Below are 22,082 nucleotides of genomic sequence, written 5' to 3'. Positions count from 1 at the left end.
TAATTGATCATTTTCCTCCATTATTCGGTTTATTTTGGTACTCTGACCCTAAGATTAATTATTATTAGATCTATTTTGGGACTATGACTCTAATATTGTTGTAGGAATGACCGCACGTGAGATCAATAGTATTAAAGTTTTCGGTTGAGCTGGAGCCACGGTCAAAAATTTGGGTTGCTCTACACAATCCTGAATCTTGGGCGCCGTGACTTCTAAGTAACACAGACATTGCCCTATTGCCACTAGCTCTCGCTATATCCAAAGGAGTAACACCCGTCTCATTTTTAGCATTAATATTTGCTCCCCTACTAACTAAAAGCTCAGACAAGTGATTCTTCCCTAGCTTAATAGTACGATGCAAAGAAGTATCGCCTTCGCGATCGCCGGAGTATTGTTCTTTATAGATAGTGGTGTTAACACTTGCACCTTTTAGAATCAATAATTCTACCGTTTCATCCTCATACTTCTTGTGATCAATAAAATATTCATTCCAATCCCGCATTACGGTATCTAGTGGATAATAGCCTTGATTATTTTTAGCATTAACATCTGCACCATGGGCTATCAGCAATTCTGCTATTTCCTTTTCTTTGGTAAAGTGTAGCGGAGTATTTCCTTCATTATCTCTGGCATTTACATCAGCACCTTTGGCTATTAAAAAATCTATCACAATTCGTATTTTTGTTGTATTCTTTTTTGTCCAATAAAGGTTTACTGCCAAATGAAGTACAGTCTCACCATTTTTATTGGTGGCATTAACGTCGGCGCCATTAGCAATTAAAATCTCGGCAGTTTTCTTATTAGCATACCCATTCATATTATGTAAAATTGTAGCTTGGAAGGGAGTTTCACCCTGCTTGTTTATAATGAAATTAATATTAGCAGTATGAGCTATTAAAAAAATTGCTACTCTTTCCGAGTTGACATTACAATTCCATAATTCAGAAATTCTACCACCTAGCCATAGATATCCCCTCATATTGTCAATGTCTCCCTCAGACACAGCATTACATATATTATTTAAGGGGTGATATCCGAGCATAAACAAAATTAAATCTTGTGTTGGGTACTTAAAAAATTTCAGGCACATGAACAAAGTGATTCCGATAATACCCATCGCAATTAAAGCTTTTCTGGGAATTGACTGGCGCGATTTTGAAAAAACTACTTTCGGTCTTTGCAAAGCTGCCAGCGCTGCTTTTGCAGACACAAAACGGTCTTCTGCATCGGGTTCCAACATTTTCTCCAACCAGTCAGCAAACTGCTCGGAAATCTGCACCCTTTTGCGAAAACTAATCTTGAGTCTATCTGTTGGCAAATCTGCCGGGGAACGATGCGTCAACAAAAACAATAATGTCGCACCCAAACCGTATAAATCCGTTGCAGGCAATGCTTGACCCTGAAACTGTTCCGGTGCCATATATCCAAAAGTGCCAACTACTGTACTGCCATAGGAAAAGGTACTGCGGTAAGTATTCTGCACTGAACCAAAATCTACTAAATATACTTTGCCATCTTTGCCACCAATTAAGTTTTGGGGCTTAATGTCTCTATGAAATACAGGGGGTTTCAAGCTTTGCAGGTAGATGAGGATATTTAAAACTTGTGTGGCAATTTTTCGCACTCCTGCCTCATTAGTGCGCCAACCATTCTTGACTAATTCGGCTAAAGACTTGCCTACTACCAGTTGTTGAACTATGTAAAAACCTCTGTCTTCTGAGGTGTCTACTTGAAAGTAATCTAGATACTTGGGAATTCCAGGATGATTGAGACTAGCGAGGGTTTGGGCTTCGCGCTCAAATAGTTCCATCTGTTTCCAATCAGTCATATGGTGAAAGGATAAAGCTTTCAGGGCTACTTGTTCGCTGCTTTTGAGGTCTTCGGCTTTGTAGGTGATGCCGTTACCGCCTTGTCCCAAAGTCTCGATGATGCGATATCTTTCGGCAATGATATCTCCTGGTTGGTGCAGTTCTTCCATCAGAGTTCTCCTGCGTGGCGCTGTTGCCTAAATCTAGTTTATCATTCCACTATGGCTGAATCACATCAGTTTTTTGAACTCATTTTTGTACTCATTGGTGAACTCACTATTTTTGTTATTTTATAAATGGATAAGCTGTTGTGCTTTTAGTTTGTTTCTTGAAGGCGGGCTAGAAGCCCACCCCCACAATAATTTCAATGCTAAGAGTCTTTGATCGGTCGCATTGTCGGGAACATCACGGCATCTCGGATACTTTGAGTGTTAGTTAAAAGCATCACCAATCTGTCTACGCCGATTCCCATGCCGGCACAATTTGGCATTCCCAAAGATAAGGCTTGTATAAAGTCTTCATCCATGGGATGCGCTTCGTCGTCGCCTGCATTTTTCTGCGCTAGCTGTTCTTCAAACCGCTTTCTTTGCTCTTTCGGATCGTTCAATTCTGAGAATCCATTTGAGTATTCTGTGCCATTAATAAACAGCTCAAAACGTTCGACAAATCCCGGTTTGCTGCGGTGTCCTTTGGCTAGAGGACTGACTTCGACTGGATAGTCGATAATGAATGTCGGTTGAATTAGTTTGGGAACAACTAATTTGTCAAAAACTGCGTACAATACGTAGCCTAAACTTTGTTGTTCTAACTTGGACAGGTGCAGTTCTAGCTTGCTGGCACTGGCGATCGCACTTTCTAAGTCCAAACTGTCAAAATCCAGCCCAAACTCGTCTCTGACAGCTTCCACCATCGTTTTAACTTGCCAGTGTTTGCCGCTAAAACCGGGATATTTATCGCTGTAGTCGAACTTGCGCTCTAAACTGATGGTTTCTCCCTGATTTTCAATTTCCACGACATCTCCAAAGACAGCCGCCGCCGCAAAACACATCACATCTTCGACAACTGTTAAAATGTCGAACACATCTGCATAAGCTTGGTAAACTTCTAAGGATGTAAACTCGGGATTGTGAGTGCTATCAATACCCTCATTTCTAAAGGCTTTACCGAGTTCAAATACTCGCTCGAAGCCGCCGCAAATTGCCCTTTTTAAGAATAACTCTGGAGCAACTCTCAAATATAAATCTACTTCCAAAGCATTGTGGTGCGTGATGAACGGCTTAGCAGCAGCACCGCCGTAAATAGCTTGCAGTGTCGGTGTTTCTATTTCGTAAAAATCGGCTTTCCAGAGATAGGAACGGATGCTTTGAACGATGCGGCTGCGCAGCATGAAACGGTTGAGCGCATCTTGGTTGCTAGCCAAATCCATTTCGCGGTGGCGGCGGCAAACTTCGGGATCGTTAATACCGTAATAAGCATCGGGAAATTGGATCGTAGCTTTTGATAACAGCGTGAATTCCCGCACTAAAATAGAAAGTTCTCCCCGGGGCGTGCGGCAGGCGATGCCTTGGACACCGACAAAATCGCCGATATCAAGCAATTTTTTTATTTGTTCAAAGCTCAAACCGACTTCACCGGTGACAATTGCTTTCTCGATTTTGAGTTGGATTTTGTCTGTGGCGTCTTTTAAATCGATGAAACCAATTTTGCCGCTGTCTCGCTTGGAAATAATGCGGCCGCCTAATCGCAGCGGAATTTCTTCGGGATCGCTTTCTCCGTTGGCGAGTTCTTTTCCAGGCTGACTAAATATTTCGCGGACTTGTTGGGCTGTGTGCGATCGCGCGTAGGATTGGCTAGGATACGGTTCTATGCCTTGCGATCGCAGTTCCTCTACTTTTTGACTGCGGACTTCGGCTTCACTCAGAGTCATTACTTATTGCCTGGTTAAAATTACCAATATCTTACATTTTGCACTATTCTCGCTCAAGGAGCGATCGGGCTTCGGGCGATCGAGTTCCCTTGAGCGGGAACCCGCCCGGAGTTTAAACTCCGGGCTAATAGCTAAAGTCGGTTAAAACCGACTAAAGAATTTAACTAATAAATTTGTCAGTCCTCCTCGCTGTGGACTTTAGCTTTTAGCCAGGGAATTAATTCCGGGGCCGACTATCGGACAGGTGCGCTGCCGAGGATGTTCCAACTGGTGCAAGATGTCAGAAACACCAAACTCTATCATAAGTAGGCAACACAGATGAATTTTTCAAACAACTAAGATACACTTGCGATCGTCGGGCCTGCCTTAACTGTTGACCAAAATCTGCGCTCGCAACCCCCACATCCGGCGCCGACGCAAACAATCTCAAAAATAAAAAGTAAACCCCTGACTGCTAAACGGTTTGATTCCCACACTTAACTCTAACTGTCCCCTGCTTTCCTCTCAACTGTCAACTACCAACTGCCCGCTGTCAACTACCAACTGTCAACTGTCAACTGCCAACTGTCAACTGTCAAAGCGACCGAAACATTAAAAAATTAAGTTGTCTGTCGATCGCAAGTGGTGAGATGATATGTAGTGCAGCCTCACGGCAGTTCCACAGAAACTGAACAGCAGAGACGCGGGCGATCGAACTCGACTTATCGTACCTCTGCCAGAATCGACCACACACACTCTCTTACATATAAAAACCAGAATTATGGCTGTTGCAACTCAATCACTCGAAGAACTCTGCATCAACTCTATCCGCTTTCTCGCCATCGATGCGGTAGAAAAAGCAAAATCAGGACACCCGGGACTGCCGATGGGCGCTGCTCCTATGGCATTCGTGCTGTGGGATCGGTTTATGCGGTTCAACCCCAAAAACCCCAAGTGGTTCAATCGCGATCGCTTCGTCCTCTCCGCCGGCCACGGCTGTATGCTACAGTACGCCCTCATGCACTTGGTAGGCTACGATAGCGTCAGCCTCGACGACATCAAGCAATTCCGTCAGTGGGAATCCAAAACCCCCGGACACCCCGAAAACTTTGTTACCGAAGGCATAGAAGTTACTACAGGCCCCCTGGGACAAGGCATTGCTAACGCCGTCGGTTTAGCAATGGCAGAAGCTCACCTCGCTGCCAAGTTTAACAAGCCCGGTAACACCATTGTTGACCACTACACCTATGTGATCATGGGTGACGGCTGCCACATGGAAGGCATTTCTGGCGAAGCTTGTTCCTTGGCCGGACACCTCGGACTCGGCAAATTAATTGCTCTCTACGATGACAATCACATCTCGATCGAAGGCGACACTAGCTTGGCCTTTACTGAAGATGTCGGCAAGCGTTTTGAAGCCTACAACTGGCACGTTATTACAGTAGACAATACTGCTCTAGACAACGATACTAATTTAGAAGCAGTTCACAAAGCTATTGAAGAAGCGAAAAAAGTCACGGACAAACCGTCCATGATTAAAGTCCGCACCATCATTGGTTACGGTTCTCCCAACAAGCGCAATTCTTACAATTCTCACGGCGCTGCTTTGGGTACCGATGAAGTGAAAGCAACTCGCGATTTCTTGAAATGGGAACACGCACCGTTTGAAATTCCTGCTGATGCTTTGTCGCACTTCCGCAAAGCAGTTGAACGTGGCGCTCAATCTGAGCAAGAATGGCAGAAAGCTTTTGATGCTTACAAAGCAGCATATCCCGCAGAAGCAGCGGAATATGAGCGCACCGTTGCTGGCCAACTTCCTAGCGGTTGGGATAAAGTTTTGCCAACTTACAAGCCGGAAGATAAGGCAGATTCCAGCCGGAATCATTCTGGAAAATGTTTGAATGCTTTGGCTGCTGTCCTACCTGAATTAATCGGTGGTTCCGCTGACTTGGCATCTTCTAACATGACTTTGCTCAAGGGTGAAAAAGATTTCCAAAAAGGTCAATACGAAGGACGGAACCTGCGGTTTGGTGTGCGGGAACACGCCATGGGCGCGATCGCCAACGGTATGCTCCTCCACGGTGGCTTAATACCTTACTGCGCCACATTCTTAGTATTTGCCGACTATATGCGCGGCGCAATTCGCCTCTCCGCACTCTCGGAAGCTGGAGTTATCTATGTAATGACTCACGACTCCGTAGCCTTGGGCGAAGATGGCCCCACTCACCAACCAGTCGAAACCATCGCTTCCCTGCGCGCCATCCCCAATTTGTTGGTAATGCGCCCTGCGGATGGAAACGAAACATCCGGTGCTTACAAAGTGGCAATTGAAAGCCCCAAACGCCCTACTTTGATGGCTTTGTCCCGTCAAAACTTGCCCAATTTGGCTGGAAGCTCGATCGAAGGAACAGCCAAAGGCGCTTACACTTTGTCCGACGACGGCGGCACTCCCGACATCATTTTAATCGGCACCGGTGGCGAAACATACCTTTGCGTTGATGCCGCTGAAAAATTGCGCGCCGCCGGCAATAAAGTCCGCGTCGTTTCGATGCCTTGCTGGGAATTGTTCGACTTGCAAGATGCCGCTTACCGCGAATCTGTACTACCAAAAGCTGTTACCAAACGGTTAGCAGTTGAAGCAGCTTCTAGCTTCGGCTGGGGACGTTATTTAGGTTCCGAAGGCGACAGCATCAGCATCGACACCTTCGGCGCTTCTGCACCAGGCCCCGTTGCTTTAGAAAAGTTTGGCTACACCGTTGATAATGTCGTAGCTAAGGCTAAGGCGCTGTTGGGTTAATCAATAGCAGCAGCATAATTTTGGGCGGGGCGGGCTTCGGGCTCGCCCCTTTTTTTATAGGTGAAGAAAGTTCGGCAGCGGATTCTGTAACGGATGTAACGGATTGATAGAAGAAGGCTTGAGTTATCGTCGCGAGAGAAGAAAGAAGAAGGAAAAAGATCAGACTTCAACCCGCTCTTAAGCGGGTTTTGTTTTTGTAGGCGTGAATTATATTCGCCCGGTCTTCTGTATATTTGAGAAATTTGAGATAAGTTATAAGTTATTGGGTTAAATTTTTCATTCCCGATTACCCAAAGCCGTGTCAACTTAACGTTAAATATACTGCCGATCTACTATTTGACGATTAGGCCTAGATCCCCCCTAACCCCCCTTAAGAAGGGGGGGACAAGAGTGTTCAAAGTCTCCATTCAAAAAGGAGAAAAGCTCTCAAAGTCCCCCTTCTTAAGGGGGATGCGAGGGGGATCGGGCCTCGATTGTGAACGAGAGATATAAGGGTTTTTAAGCTTGAGTTTACACCAATGCCATTACCCATTCCCCATTCCCCATTACCCATTTCTTGATCATGTGGACTGTTTTAAATAACCTCTTATTCATCGGGAATTATATTCCTCACGGTCACTGTTACCTTTGGCAGCGAGAGCTTGTGGCGCTCCACATCGTGTCAGACTCGATAATTGCCATGGCTTACTATTCAATACCGCTATCGCTAATTTATTTTATCAGTCAGGGAAAAGACTTACCCTTTCGCAATATTTTTTGGCTGTTTGCCGCCTTTATTATCTCCTGCGGCACTACTCATGTCATGGAAGTTTGGACGCTTTGGCATCCTGTTTATTGGGTTTCTGGCTGTCTGAAAATTATTACCGCCGCGATTTCTGCTTACACCGCTTTTGCATTAGTTCCTTTAGTTCCCCAAGCATTAACTCTCCTGAGCCCAACTCAATTAGGGATGATCGATCGCATACTGCAACAAGAAATCATCGAACGCCGAGAAACAGAAGCTCGCTATCAAACCTTAACTGAAGCTTCGCCGGTGGGAATATTTTATGTAGACGCTATAGGAGATTGCTTGTATGTCAACGAGCGCTGGTGTCAGATTTCGGGAATGGCCTGCGATGAAGCTTTGGGTAAAGGGTGGTTCCAAGGCATTCATCCAGACGACCGCCAGCGGGTTTTTGACCAATGGTACAGCGCCGCTGCCGAGAAATTGCCGTTTAAATCAGAGTACCGCTTTCAAGGCATCGATCGCACTGAAATCAGTTGGGTTTTTGCTCAAGCTGTCGGTCAAATTGGAAAAAATGGGGAAATTAACAGCTATGTGGGTACTATTACTGATATTACAGAACGCAAGCAAGTAGAAGAAGAAAATCGACTGCTCAATGAAACTCTGGAGCGTCGAGTTGCCGATCGCACTGCTCAAATCGAAATTTATAACTATAAATTGCAAAAAGAAATAGCATCCCGAGAAAAAATTGCGATAACTTTACTGGAATTGACGCAACTGCAAAATGCAATTCTCAATAGTGCTAACTACACAATTATTTCGACAGAACCAGACGGCAAAATTAAAACATTTAATCTGGCAGCACAGCAACTTTTAGGCTATTCTCCTGAAGAAGTGGTAGGAAAAGTCACGCCAGAAATCATTCACGATCCTGTGGAAGTGGGTAAAAGAGCCGAAACTCTTTCTCAAGAATTGGGAGTAAAAATAGAGCCAGGATTTGAGGCTTTTGTTGCCTTGCCGTGCCGGGGAATAGCTGATGAAAATGAATGGACTTACATCCGCAAAGATGGTTCGCGGTTTCCGGTACTGCTGTCTGTAACTGCCTTGTTTGACAACAACGGAACTATTAACGGTTTTTTGGGTATCGCTCAGGATATTAGCGATCGCAAACAAGCAGAAAAAGAGCTGCGCGACCTCACCAATGCCATGCAAAATGCGGTAGAAGGCATTTCGCGGCTGGACATCGAGGGACGCTACGTTAATGCTAACCGAGCTTACGCTCATACCTGCGGTTACCAACCGGAAGAAATGGTCGGCATCGAATGGCCGCTCACCGTACATCCGGATGATGTTGAGATGCTGATTGGTGCTTATCAGGAAATGCTAATTTCGGGCAAAGTAGAAGTAGAAGCTAGAGGTGTGCGGAAAAATAAAACGTTTTTTTACAAGCAAATAACAATGGTAAAAGCTTGCGATGCCCAAGGGACATTTAACGGCCACCACTGTTTCATGAAAGATATCACCCAGCGCAAACTAACTGAAACAGCTTTGCTCGAAAGCGAATTTAAGTACAAGCAAATAGTGGAATTAGCAGAAGAAGGTATTTGGGTAATTGATAGCAATTCCCTCACCACTTACGTGAACCATGCCATGGCGCGAATGCTGGGCTATACTGAATTAGAAATGTTCGGGCGGTCGCTGTTTGATTTCATGGAGGAACCGGAAAAACAACAAGCTCTTGATAATGTCGAGCGGCGCAAACAGGGTATTGCTGAAACACACGAATTTAAATTTAAAACCAAAGACGGCAAAGATATTTGGACTTATCTTTCTACCAGTCCTGTATTTGACGATCTGGGGAATATGCTGTCATGTTGCGCGCTCGTTTACAACATTACAGACCGCAAAGCAGCAGAGCAGCAAATGCTGCAACTTACAGAAGATTTGAAGCGTTCTAATGAGGAATTAGAACAATTTGCTTATGTGGCTTCTCACGATTTGCAAGAACCGCTCCGAGCCGTTACCAGCTATACTCAATTGCTGGCACAGCGCTATCAGGAAAATTTGGACGAGCGCGCCGATAAATATATTAATTATATTGTCGATGGCGCCACTAGAATGCAGCAGTTAATTAACGATTTGTTGGTCTATTCGCGGCTGGGAACCAGAGGGAAAGAATTTGAGCAGGCGCAGTGCAAGGCTGTTGTCGAGCAAACTATGTGCAATTTACAAATTGCGATCGCCGAAACAAAAGCTGTCATCACCTACGAGGAGATGCCCGCGGTGATGGCCGATGAATCTCAACTGGTGCAATTATTCCAAAATTTGCTCGCCAACGGCATCAAATTTTGCCGCCAAGATATCCCGCTGATTCATATCGCTGCGAGCCGCCAAGAGAGCGAATGGCTGTTCAGCGTCAGCGATAACGGCATTGGGATCGATCCGGAGTATGCCGATCGCATTTTTATCATTTTTCAACGCCTGCACTCCCGTCGCGAATATTCGGGTACTGGTATAGGTTTGGCGATGTGCAAGCGCATTGTCGAACGCCACGGCGGCCGCATCTGGGTAGAATCTCAGGAAGGAAAAGGAGCGACTTTTTACTTTACTATTCCTATAATTAATAGCTGAAGCCTCCAAGTTAATTTTTTTTCCTGTAATCAAAAGGATACCCGGTGATGAGCGATCGACACACTTTTAAACCCATACAGATTCTGCTGATAGAGGATTCTCCCAGCGATGCCGATTTGGCAATAGAAGCCCTCGGTCAAGGTAAAATATTGAATAACTTGCATTTTGTGGAGGATGGAGTCGAAGCAATCAAATTTTTGCGCAAAAAAGAACCCTATCTGGACGTACCGCGTCCCGATTTGATTTTGCTAGATTTAAATTTGCCCAAAAAAAGTGGCGTCGAAGTGCTAGAAGAAATAAAAGCCGACCACAAGTTAAAATTAATTCCTGTAGTAGTTCTCAGCACTTCAGCAGCTCCCGAAGATATTATTAAATCCTACTCACTCCACGCCAACTGTTATATAACTAAGCCGGTAGACTTCATAGAATTTACTAAAGTAGTCAGGTTAATTGAGGAATTCTGGCTCGCCGTCGTGAAACTTCCTGTAAATTAAACAACAGATACTTAGCCGATCGGCGATTTAAAAAATGTTAAACCTCTGGAGATTCTGCTGGTGGAAGATTCACGAGGGCGATGCCGACTAGGGTGGATAAAGTCTGGCCCAAAGCAATTTTTTTAACAATTTATGGTGGAAGACGGGGTGTCAGCAATCAATTTTTTGAAGTCAGAAGGTTTGTATGCTGGCGTAGCCAGTCCCAATTTGATTCTGCTTGACTTGAATTTGCCCAAAAAAGCGGTTGAGAAGTCTTAGCCGAAATTAACTCCGATCCCAAGTTAAAAATTATTCCGGTAATAATTACGATCGCGGATGCAGCCGAGGGAGAGATTCTCCAGTCTTATGACCTGTCAGCTCGCTGCTACGTTACTAAACCTGTCGGTTTTAGTCAAGTATCTACGTTGGTAAAATGGATTGAGGATTCGCAACTAGCGATCGGGACAGTTCCCAAATAATAATTTTCAAGTTAAATTAGGTTTGGTCAATCAAAAAAGTTTAATCTGAGATTGGTACGCCGTGAAAATGTTACAGTCAAAAACTTTTGAGCTATGTGGATTAAGATTCTGTTAGTAGAAGACAATCCCGCTGATGCTGATTTGCTTGCAGAACTGTTAGAAGTATCTGGGGGCGTCCAGTGGGAACTGGTGTCGGTTGAGTTCCTGTATGAGGCGATCGCCCAACTGTCAAAACAACCCTTTGATGTAGTTTTGCTCGACCTTTCTTTACCCGACAGCCGCGGTTTGGAAACGCTAACTCGCCTGCGAGAAGTTGCTCCCGATACAGCAATGGTGGTAATGACAGGCTTGGACGATGAGGCGATCGCCCTGGAATCAGTTCGCTTGGGAGCTCAAGATTACATTGTTAAAGGTCAAATTACTACTCAATTATTAGTGCGGACGATCCGCTACGCGATCGAACGCTCCCAAACATTTCAAATGCTGCGGGAAAGCGAGCGGCGTTTTCGGGCGATTTTTGACTCTTCGTTTCAACTCACCAAGCTGCTGACTCCCGAAGGAGTGGTGCTGGAAGTGAACGAGACAGCCCTGGATTTTTCTGGATTGCGATCGGAAGATATTGTCGGCCGCCCGATTTGGCAAATGGCGATTTGGCCCCAGTCCCGAAATTTTTACGAACAATTGCAGTTGGCGATCGCCAAAGCCAGCCGCGGCGAGTTTTTTCGCAGCGAAATCGACTTATTAGGTAAAAGCGGCCAAATTGTGACAGTTGATTTCTCACTCAAACCTGTTAAAAATGAGACCGGACAAGTTTTGCTGCTGATTGCTGAAGCCCGCGACATTAGCGATCGCAAGCGTGCAGAAGCCGAAACCCTCAAAGCCCTAGCACGAGAAAAGGAGCTTTCAGAACTGCGAGCTAAATTTGTCACAATGGTTTCCCACGAGTTCCGCACCCCCTTGACAACCATCCAATTTTCCGCTGGATTGCTACAAGATTACAGTTCTAAGTGGTCGGAAGATAAAAAAAATACTCATTTTGTGCGGATTCAATTAGCCATCAAACGCATGACAGAGTTATTAGAAGATATCCTCGTAATTGGCAAAATAGAAGCAAATACCTTGCCATTTCAACCGGTTTCCTTAAACCTCGAAAAATTTTGCCGTCAACTGGTAGAAGAACAGCAGCTCAACGACAGCAACCAACACCCGATCGCCTTTATATATGAAGAAAGCAACTGCGAGGCTAAAATGGATGAAAAACTGCTGCGGCAAATTTTGGGAAACGTGCTGTCAAATGCCATCAAATATTCCCCCGCCGGCAGTTCAGTATCCTTGCATCTCACCTATCAAAACCAAGAAGCTGTTTTCCAAGTTCAAGACCAAGGAATCGGGATTCCCCAAGCCGATTTAGAACGGATATTAGAAACTTTTTACCGAGCAACAAATGTCGGTACTATTTCGGGAACAGGTCTCGGTTTAGCCATTGTGAAAAGGGCTGTGGAACTTCACAACGGCAAAATGGCGATCGACACCCAAGAAGGACAAGGCACAACTTTCACTATTACTTTACCTTTAATTGCCGCTCCCAACCCATAAGTCGCAGCAGCGCAATGGAGATATCTGTTATGTTCGAGAACGATCGCAGAGCAAGCCAGATTGAGAGGAAAAAACAGGCGGAAAACATTAAAACATATAAATTAAATGCACAATTTAACAACTAAGACATTAATCAACGGCATCCGCCGAGTAACGCTAACTTAATGCCATAAAAAATAAATTTTTCAAAATTACTCAACTGTATGAATGCAGTTTGTTTCAACAACTACCAGCTAACAGGAGCAATAACCGTGGTAAAAATTTTGGTAATTGAAGACGAAGAAGCAATTAGAGAAAACATTTTAGAGTTGCTCGAAGCCGAGGATTTTGAAGGAATTGGAGCCATTAACGGCACCGCAGGCATCAAACTGGCGATCGCACAAATCCCAGATTTAATTTTGTGCGACATGATGATGCCCGAAATTGACGGTCACGGCGTTCTCAAAGCTTTGCGCTCCGAACCCATAACCGCCACAATTCCATTTATTTTCCTCACAGCCAAAGCCGACAAAAGCGACATTCGCGCGGGCATGGAAATGGGAGCAGACGACTACATTACTAAGCCTTGTACGCCGCAAGAACTGCTCAAAGCAATTGCTATTCGGCTGGAAAAACAGAAAACAATTAGCATAAAGTCTCAAAAAACTCTGGACGAATTGCGCACAAATATTAGTATGTCGCTCCCCCACGAATTGCGTACTCCGTTGAACGCCATTCTAGGTTTTTCTGAGCTAATTATGTCAGAATATCAGGTATTTGAACAAGCAGAAATTTTAGAAATGATCGGTCAAATCAACACTTCCGGTCATCGTTTGTACCGACTGATTCAGAACTTTTTGCTCTATGCAGAACTGGAAATAGCAGCTACAAATCCCGAACTATTGCTGGAAATGCGCAGCAGCGAATTTAGCTGCGTAAAATCTTTGCTAACTCAAAAAGCCATGCAGCAAGCGAAACAGGTGAATAGAACAAACGATTTACAATTAAGTTTGCACGATTCATCCGTGTCTATTGATTCTATGAGGCTCGCAAAAATTGTTGAGGAACTGCTGGACAATGCCTTCAAATTTTCTTCAGAAGGAACACCAGTTATATTAAGCAGCTTGGTGGAAAATCAGACTTTTATTTTATCTGTAAAAGATCGAGGCCGCGGCATGACTCCCGATCAAATTGCCAAACTAGAAGCGTACAGGCAGTTCGATCGCAAACTTTACCAACAAGCAGGTTTGGGATTGGGATTGGCCATCGTTCAACGCCTAGCAGAATTGCATGGAGGAAAATTTAAAATCGAAAGTTTACCGCAGGAAGAAACAATAGTTTCCATCTCCTTGCCAGTATAAACGATTTGATATTTGAGATTTGGGAATGATTTAGTCGATCGGGATTTGGCTCTTCCCTACAGTTACATTATCTTGAAAAAATCTCAGCAATAATTATGATATTGTACATTTAAATTGCATATTTAAATGTCGTATTCCCTTCTGGAGTTCGGGCCCTCACAGCAGCTTATGGTGCAGCAATTGCCCGTTTCATGCACCGCTGCATATAAATATGAGCTACCTTATCCCCCGGGTTGATTTGCAGGCACGCCGAAAACAATCTTGTAGCTTCGACATACCTGTCACTATTGTAGAATACCAAAGCTTGCTCAAACATTGTCTTAGTCTCTAACTTTTTCTGTCGCAACTCCGGCGGATCTGCCGCAAATACTTCATAAACCGTTACCATCCGCGACTTGCCTTTAACTGTGACGCGATCGATCAACCTAAAATCATAAACATCGGTTAACTGTATAAAAGTATGGTGAGTAATTAACATCGAAACTCCGTACTCTTTCGTCAAGTTTTCCACGCGGGAGGCTAAATTTACCGAGTCGCTAATCACCGTGCTATCCATGCGACTTTGGCCGCCAACCGTGCCTAACATCAAAGAACCCGTATTGATACCAATGCCAATTTGCAGCGGCGGGCGATCGGGTGTAGTGCGACTAATATTATAGTCGTTAAGCTGTTGTAGCATCGCAATTCCCGCTTTCACAGCATCGTCTGCACTACCATTAAACAGCGCCATAATCGCATCACCAATGTATTTATCAATAAAACCAAAATTTTCAGTAATTGCCGGTTCCATCCGCGACAGATAAGAATTAATAAATTGAAAATTTTCTTGCGGAGTCATAGTTTCAGAAAGAGCCGTAAAATCGCGAATATCAGAAAACAGCACCGACATTTCTTTCTGTACCTGATCGCCTAATTTTACCTCCAGAATACTTTCATATCCCAGAAAGTGGAGAAATTCGTGCGGCACAAACCGCCCGTAAGCATCTGTTAATTTTTCTTCCGCAGCTAAAGCTTTTTCCAGCTCGTTTGTGAATTGGCGGCGCTCGGTTTCTAGCTCTTGACGCTCTGTGATATCCTGAAAAGCTGCGATCGCATAAACAATATTTTTCCGTTCGTCGTAGATTGGAGTCGCCCAAACCTCGATCGGCACAATCCTTTCCGGGCGGTGAATTTCCCCATCATCAGCGTGCACCACTTCTCCCCGCAGCGCCCGAGCAATCGGTTGCATTTCGCCCGGATAAAGCTCATTGCTCCCAGCGCAGTAAGTTTGATAAATTTCCGGCAAATGGTTAGAAACAACCTCAGAAACCAAGCCTTTGCCAAGTATTTTCTCGGCCCAAGAATTCATGTAACAAGGTTTCCCAATACCATCAACCACAAATATACCCACAGGTACCGCTTCCAGCAATTGAGTCAGGCGATTCTCGCTCTCAGACAGCGCTTCATTTAACTTTTCTTCAGCCACCAAAGCTTTTTCCAAATCATTGGTAAACTTCAGCCGCTCCACATCTACCAGTCTGCGCAAAGTAATATCTTCAGCAAAACCCTGATAGTAAAGCAGCTCACTTCTAGCATCGCAAACAGCGCGCGCATCCTCAGAAATCCAGATAATACTGCCATCTCGGCGGTAAACTTCCGACTCAAACTCAGACACAGTACCGTACTTTTTCATCAACGCCAAAAACTCTTGACGGCGGTGCGGCTGCACGTATAATTGCCGCTCAATATTGTTAACAGCAGCCATCAATTCTTGCGGAGAATCATAGCCGTAAATTTGAGCCAGAGCCGGATTAGCACTGATTAACGTGCCGTCAGGTGCAGTCTGAAAAATACCTTCAAGAGCATTTTCAAATATCCGGCGATACTTCTCCTCAGCTTGCACCAGAGCTGCTTCAGCTTGCTTGCGTTCCGTAATATCAGTAAAAGCAATAATCCCATAGGAAATATCCCCGAGAGAATCATAAATAGGAGTCGCCCAACTCTCCACCGGAATAACCTTATTACCAGTCCGAATCTCTACACCCTCAGTCCGCACGCTGGCACCCCGGAGCGCCTGCATAATCGGCAATTCTTCCACAGGACACCTCTGATCCGTTCCAGCTTTATAAAATTGATAAATAGCTGCTTTCTGCTCCGAATTAATATGCGGTACAGTGCCTTTACCAAATACCTCCCGTGCCTTTTGATTTGCATAAAAAGATTGACCGTTCGCATCAAGCACGCACACACCCAACGGCATAGCTTCCAGGTATTGCGTCAGCCGACTTTCATTTTCGTGAAGTTTAGCAATCAGCATCGCCTGCTTGCGACTTAATTTTGCTAACTCCTGATTCATATCCTGAAGCTCAATTTGTTTTTCAGCTAACTGTTTGTCTTGAAAATATCTGTATATTGCCTCAGTAACAGTTAATTTTAAATCGTCAGGTTGCCAAGGCTTAGGTATGTATCGGTACAACTTAGCATAATTAATAGCATTGGCTACCGCCTCCAAATCTGCCTGACCCGTCAGCATAATCTTGAGAGATTTAGGCGAAATAGTATGAACGCTTCTCAATAGTTCGTCTCCTTTCATATTCGGCATAATATGATCGGAAATAACCAAAGGAACTTCATACTGTTCTGCTAAAAGTTCTAACAGCAACTCTAAAGCTTCCTCGCCGCTTTGAGCCGTTTCAATTAAATATTTATCTTCAAAGGCTTTTAGCAAGTCAATTTCCAGACTATCGAGTATAGTCTGCTCATCATCGACACAAATAATGACGGGTTTTTTCATAACTTTGCTAGACCAGACTTAATCGCTTCAATTAACTCTTGATTGTGCCAAGGCTTTTGGATAAAAGCATGAAGATTTGCTTGCATTTTCGTCCGTTTGATGGCTTCCTTGTCTGCTTGGCCCGTCAGCATCACCGTCACAATTTGCGGATATTTTTTATGAATTGTAATCAGCAACTCATCTCCTTTCATCCCGGGCATCAACCAATCTGAAACAATCACTAGAATGTCAACCTCATCTTCACACAACTCTTCAATAATTTCCAGTGCTTCAGCAGCACTTTCAGCAAATTCGCAAAGATATTTACCATTAAAGGCTTGTTGCAGTTCAATTTCCAGACTTTCCAACACCGCTACTTCATCGTCAACACACAAAATTGCTGGTTTAGACATGGCTAGTTTCCTCTTTTAGTCTCCCAGGGCTAACTCAATCAGCAGCACACCCTTTTGCAAATTCTACATTCTGCGCCCAGAGACTGCAAATTTTTAGCCCCAGACTAGACATGAGTCTGGGGTACTTTACCTCCTAAATTAAATTAATCGGCAAACACACTGTAAAGGCAGTCTTACCCGGCACCGACTCCACATCAATTTTACCGTGATGTTTTTCAACAATTTTTCGGACAATATCCAATCCTAAACCGCTGCCCTCTCCTGCTGGTTTGGTAGTAAAAAACGGTTCAAAAATTTTTGGCAAAATATTCGGTTCAATCCCTTTACCGCTGTCGGTAATTTTTACTACCACATTCGTGTCTTGCTGCTGGGCGTCAATTGTTAAATTTCCTTGATTGTTCATCGCTTGTAAAGCATTGTGAATTAAATTTGTCCAAACTTGATTTAGTTCGTCGGGATAACACAGTACCGCAGGCAATTGATCTTGATAATTTCTCACGATTTCCACACCGTGCTTGAGCTGGTTCTGATAAAGAGTTAATACAGTTTCTATCCCCTCGGTAATATTCACCTCTAACTTTTCTCCATTTACATCGTAACGCGCATAATTTTTGAGAGCAAAAACGACTTTTGCTGCGCGTTCTGTAGCGGTAGCGATGGTTCTGGCACTTTTCTGTATGCTAGCAAATTCATAGGCTGTTTTGATAATATTTTCGCTGCCAGGGTCTTTGAGCAAAGGGAAAAATTCTTTGAGATTTCCCTGCAATCCGATATTTACTAATATGCTAGCAAGGGTGTCAGCATTGCCAATACCTTCCGATTCTAGTTGCTGCTTTACCCCTTTTTTAAATTCCCGTTTTTCTCGGGTAGATAAAGAGTAAGTTTGTTGGCGGGAACTGTACATTAAACTCAAAAAATCCTGTTGGCGTTCTGGTGATAGTTCTTTGAAAAAAACTGGCAAAGTTTCAATATTGTTATCCAAAAAATTGGTAATGTTGCCAATAGAGGATCTAATAGCTCCCAGCGGCGTATTGATTTCGTGAGCAATTCCCGCAATCAGTTGCCCTAATGCTGCCAGTTTTTCCGATTGAACCAATTGATTTTGAGTCGCTTGCAATTGGTCTAAAGTGACTGTGAGTTCATTGTTTTTTTCCTGGAGTTTTTTTTGCAACTGACACATTGCTAAATGGGTTTTCACCCTAACTAAAACCTCTTCCACCTGAAAGGGTTTGGTAATATAATCAACGCCTCCCACCGCAAAGGCTTTGACTTTATCTAATACGTCATTAATCGCGCTAATAAAAATCACGGGAATGTCGCGAGTGCGTTCGTCAGCTTTGATTTTTTCGCAAACTTCATACCCATTCATTTCTGGCATCATAATATCCAGTAAAATTAAATCAGGAGGCATACCTTGTGCTGCCGAAAGCGCTAACTCGCCGCTCGGTACAGGGCGGACTTTATAACCCTTGCCATTCAAAATGCCGGCTAGCAGCCGCAAATTAGCTGGGGTATCGTCTACTACTAAAATATTACCGAGTTCGGTACTGGGAAGGTCGTTATTCATGTGATCTTGCTTGAGAGATTAACTTTAAAACTTTATCGTACTCAAAATTTTCTATACAATTGGCGATCGCACCGGCTGTTACTATATCCTGTAATCGGACTTGCTCGATCGAACTCTCAATTAAATCCATATCCGCAGTCAGTATCGCCAGCTTTAAATCCGCTACCACAGACTCAGGCAATTTAACAAAGTCAACCGCAGTGATTTCGCGATCGCGCTCTTTAACTAGCGATGAGTTAGCTTGCCCTGGATCTTCATAAATATAGCGCACTCCGATATGTTTGTGCATAGCATCAAAAATATCGGCTTCCCGGAAAGGTTTCCGCATAAAACCATCGCAGCCCGCCGACAAAATCACCGCCCGTTCTTCCTCCAAAACGCTCGCAGTCAGCGCAACAATAGCAGTAGCTTGACCTTTAATAGTGCCTTTAATGTATTGCGTCGCTTCGTAGCCGTCCATCACGGGCATTCTCATGTCCATCCAAATTAAATGCGGCTCCCAACTGTCCCAAATCTCAATAGCTTCTTGACCGTTAATAGCTTCTTTCAGTTCAAAACCCAGAGGATTAAGAAGTTTAATTAACAGTTGGCGGTTGAGCGGCTTATCGTCTACTATCAAAATTCTATATGGATGTTGGTTGGGTTCCAAGGCAATTACATGACGGCTGAGTTTTTTACTTTCGATATCGGCAACATCAGCCGCAACAACGTTAACATCAAACTTGAAAGTAGTACCCTTGCCGACGACAGAAATCACGCTCATTTCCCCGCCCATTAACTCCACAAATTTGCGACTAATTGGCAATCCCAATCCTGTACCTTCTTGCGAATTTTTGCCTGTCTGGGTTTGCACGAAAGCTTCAAAAAGATTTTCTAATTCATCGGCAAAAATACCAGGACCAGTATCTTCTATTTCAAAATTTAGAAACAATGAAAATGAATCGACACTGTGGTTCTGAGCTGTATAACTCGCATTTTCGGATTGAATTAAGTGAGATGTACTCAAACTATTACTTGCTAAATTATCTTTATTTATAGATGTTTCCGAGACATAAACTATTTCACCTTTTTGCTTGCAATATCTACCTGATTGCTGCTTGCTAACCCTGACCACCACACTGCCATTATCGGTAAATTTAAGAGCATTATTGAGCAGATTAATTAAAATTTGTCGCAACTTCAACTCGTCAGTTTCTATGTATTGCGGCACGTCGGAACTGCGCTCGAAAACCAACTGCAAGTGTTTGTCATCTGCTTTGAGGTTAAACATATCGTCCAAGTCGTTTAGCAGGCGATAGAGGTCAAACTTTTTGGGATTGAGGGTGGTGCGCCCCGATTCAATTTTAGATAAATCGAGCACGTTATTAATCAGGGTAAGCAGGTGTTCTCCGCTGCTGCTAATTATGCTAATATTTTCTTGATGTTCTGGGGATAGAGTTTGGCTGCGAGTCATTAGTTGGGAAAATCCGAGAATTGCATTCAGAGGCGATCGCAATTCGTGACTCATGTTAGCCAGAAAGGTACTTTTAGCTTGATTCGCCACTTCCGCCTTGTCCTTAGCCACAGCCAATTCGGCAGTCCGCTCTTGCACTCGGTGTTCTAAAGTTTCAAAAGACTGTTGCAGTTGTTGGGCCATGCTGTTAAATGACTTGGCTAATTGCCCCAATTCGTCGGAACCTTCACTTTCTAATGTAGTGTCCCATTCACCTTTAGCAATATTTTTAGCTGCTGTATTTAAGCGCAAAATAGGATTTGTCACCCACCTAGAAGTCTGAATGCCGATAACTACAGCTACCGCTAAAGCTGCCAAACAAAGCCAAATCGTCGTGCGCGTATTGGCATCAATTTCTTCGGTGAAATCCGCTTCGGGAACAACTACCACAATCAGCCAGTCTAAACCTTTGCCATCTTTAAACGGTAGAACTTTTACAAATTGTCCCTTGCCGTCTATTTCAAAATTCAAGATATAGGAAGTTTTAATTTCCTTTAATTCCCGAAAACGAGCAGCTACATATTTAGCTGTAGCTTGAGTCGAGGGATCAACACTCTCTTCTGCTTTAAACAGTTCTTTTTTCTTATTTTTGGTACGGAATGGTTGTTCGGTTGTTGAAGTTGCGAGTAACGTACCATTTTTTTCGACAATAAATGCTTGACCGGATTTGCCGATTTTGAGATTGTTTAAAAATTTTCCAATATGGTCGAGACGCAAAGCCGCAATTAATACTCCTTCTAGCTGGTTGTTCTGATATACAGGTTGGAGTGCGCTGAGTATTAATGTCGGCTCAAGAAACGAAATATAAACGGAACTCCAAGTTTGTTTGCCGACATTAGCTGCATTTTGGTACGAAGGATGTTCGCGGATATCAAATTTTTTGACAATTGTTGCTACGGTAGTGCGATCGCCTGTATTGTTAGTATTGTATGAATAAAAATCAAAGCCAGTAGATTTGCCTGACATATTAATCATCAGAGAACCTGTTGACAGTTTTTCTCCGGTTCTATAGTCTCCCTTGTTGTTAGCAATAGATGTGAAATTTATATAAGGATATAATTGTACTTGTCGCCAAAGATATTTTTCCCAATCTGATAAACTTTCCATTTTTAACAATCCCAGTTTGATAGCATCGAGCTTGCTTTGATTGATTTGATGGGGAGTTGTCAGGTAAACTTCTAGATTTTGCTCGACACGCAAACTCACCTCACTCATTAACTGACTGGCAAGGTTATTAACTGCTTGTTGTCCGTTTTTAAAAGACAGATATCCTACCAGTCCCACTGCTCCGACGATTTGGAGTACAAATGGAACTATGAGAACTGTTCGCAGCGGTAATTTATCGAAAATTTTATAAATCATCAGATTCTGAGGTTTGGTGAACTTAGCCTAGAACCCTTATTGCAGAGCTTGCTTGAACGGCAGCGCTATCTAGCTGAGCTAGCTAAAGTAATTCCTGTGAACCATATTAGGGGTCGTAGATGCTGAACCCCGATCGCACCTCAACCTAATCTTTGCTAGCTTAAAGTCTCTTATTTTACCCATTGTCGTATTATTTTGACGATTTAGGTAAAATTTGCAGTCTCAGCTTTCGAGAACTGCCTGACACAGGCTCTGTGACCGAGTAAAAACCCCATCAGTCCATGGATTTGAAGGCAGGCGATCGAATTTCCCTGCATCCACTAGCCATTTTTCGCAAGACGTGCTATACTCAAACCATACTCGCAAAAGTCGAGGGCACGTAGCTCAGTGGATAGAGCATCAGGTTCCGGTCCTGAGGGTCGGGGGTTCAAATCCCTCCGTGCTCATGTTTTATGTCTTTTGCGGAGAAAGGGTTTCAGGTCAATCATATTACCGATAGTCCTATTTTCCGCTCAAATTTCGCTCCTGTCGGTTCCAAGTATCTCCAAAATCACCTCCATATCTGCCAAGTTTGCGCCGGACTTTTTGCGCCGAGCTTTTAACTGGTTGAGTAAGTCGGCCGACTCTGGAAATTCTGCGACTGCCGGAGTCGAACTTTTGCTTTCAGGGCGATCGGGCCGCACCTCTTTGAGTTCTTGTTCCAACATCTGCACCTTCAGTACCAAGTCGCCGTTGCGTTCGT

12 protein-coding genes and 1 tRNA gene are annotated in these 22,082 nt (G+C 43.9%); 6 read left to right on the top strand and 7 right to left on the bottom strand.

Annotated features, from left to right (window positions below):
- Positions 1-70: 70 nt before the first annotated feature.
- Positions 71-1,978, bottom strand: coding sequence for a protein kinase domain-containing protein (locus QT974_RS07920; protein ID WP_333467968.1), 1,908 nt, complete (start codon positions 1,976-1,978; stop codon positions 71-73).
- A 200-nt stretch (positions 1,979-2,178) separates the two neighbouring features.
- On the bottom strand, positions 2,179-3,735 hold the full coding sequence (gene lysS, locus QT974_RS07915) for a lysine--tRNA ligase (protein ID WP_333467967.1): 1,557 nt from the start codon (positions 3,733-3,735) through the stop codon (positions 2,179-2,181).
- Positions 3,736-4,495: 760 nt separating this feature from the next.
- On the opposite strand from lysS, the gene tkt reads away from it, so the two are divergent.
- The 5 genes from tkt to QT974_RS07890 all read left to right on the top strand — a co-directional run bounded on the left by tkt (position 4,496) and on the right by QT974_RS07890 (position 13,754).
- Positions 4,496-6,511 (top strand): transketolase, encoded by a 2,016-nt coding sequence (gene tkt, locus QT974_RS07910; protein WP_333467966.1) that lies wholly within the window; start codon positions 4,496-4,498, stop codon positions 6,509-6,511.
- Positions 6,512-7,073: 562 nt separating this feature from the next.
- Entirely contained in the window at positions 7,074-9,866 is a 2,793-nt protein-coding gene (locus tag QT974_RS07905; RefSeq protein WP_333467965.1) for a PAS domain S-box protein, read from the top strand.
- A 47-nt stretch (positions 9,867-9,913) separates the two neighbouring features.
- The gene (locus tag QT974_RS07900; RefSeq protein WP_333467964.1) at positions 9,914-10,360 is read left to right on the top strand and encodes a response regulator; all 447 of its coding nucleotides are present in this window, start codon (positions 9,914-9,916) and stop codon (positions 10,358-10,360) included.
- Between the two features lie 551 nt (positions 10,361-10,911).
- A complete protein-coding gene (locus QT974_RS07895; RefSeq protein ID WP_333467963.1) occupies positions 10,912-12,414 on the top strand; it encodes a sensor histidine kinase in 1,503 nt (500 codons plus the stop codon).
- A gap of 251 nt (positions 12,415-12,665) precedes the next feature.
- Positions 12,666-13,754: a hybrid sensor histidine kinase/response regulator gene (locus tag QT974_RS07890; RefSeq protein WP_333467962.1), complete on the top strand. Its 1,089-nt coding sequence runs from the start codon at positions 12,666-12,668 to the stop codon at positions 13,752-13,754.
- 166 nt (positions 13,755-13,920) lie between these two features.
- Here QT974_RS07890 and QT974_RS07885 read toward each other — a convergent pair whose 3' ends face one another.
- The 4 genes from QT974_RS07885 to QT974_RS07870 form a co-directional block, all read right to left on the bottom strand.
- Positions 13,921-16,527, bottom strand: coding sequence for a PAS domain S-box protein (locus QT974_RS07885; protein WP_333467961.1), 2,607 nt, complete (start codon positions 16,525-16,527; stop codon positions 13,921-13,923).
- Positions 16,524-16,919, bottom strand: a complete 396-nt coding sequence (locus QT974_RS07880; RefSeq protein ID WP_333467960.1) for a response regulator — start codon at positions 16,917-16,919, stop codon at positions 16,524-16,526. Before QT974_RS07880 ends, QT974_RS07885 begins: the two co-directional genes overlap by 4 nt.
- Positions 16,920-17,052: 133 nt before the next feature.
- Complete coding sequence (locus QT974_RS07875; RefSeq protein WP_333467959.1) at positions 17,053-18,486, bottom strand: hybrid sensor histidine kinase/response regulator; 1,434 nt, start codon at positions 18,484-18,486, stop codon at positions 17,053-17,055.
- Positions 18,479-21,340, bottom strand: a complete 2,862-nt coding sequence (locus QT974_RS07870) for a hybrid sensor histidine kinase/response regulator (protein WP_333467958.1) — start codon at positions 21,338-21,340, stop codon at positions 18,479-18,481. The genes QT974_RS07875 and QT974_RS07870 overlap by 8 nt, the downstream gene beginning before the upstream one ends.
- Before the next feature lie 373 nt (positions 21,341-21,713).
- Between QT974_RS07870 and QT974_RS07865 the strand changes: the two genes are divergently transcribed.
- Positions 21,714-21,786, top strand: a tRNA-Arg gene (locus QT974_RS07865).
- 66 nt (positions 21,787-21,852) lie between these two features.
- Here the strand turns inward: QT974_RS07865 and QT974_RS07860 are convergent.
- Positions 21,853-22,082, bottom strand: a 230-nt coding sequence (locus tag QT974_RS07860) for a flagellar alpha dynein (RefSeq protein WP_333467957.1), incomplete at its 5' end; no start/stop codon positions are given.

Source organism: Microcoleus sp. BM001215392 (assembly GCF_036700185.1).
In the GTDB taxonomy this organism is placed as follows: domain Bacteria; phylum Cyanobacteriota; class Cyanobacteriia; order Cyanobacteriales; family Microcoleaceae; genus Microcoleus.
Note: the sequence above shows the minus strand (reverse complement) of the source record. Positions and strands in the feature narration are given on the sequence as shown.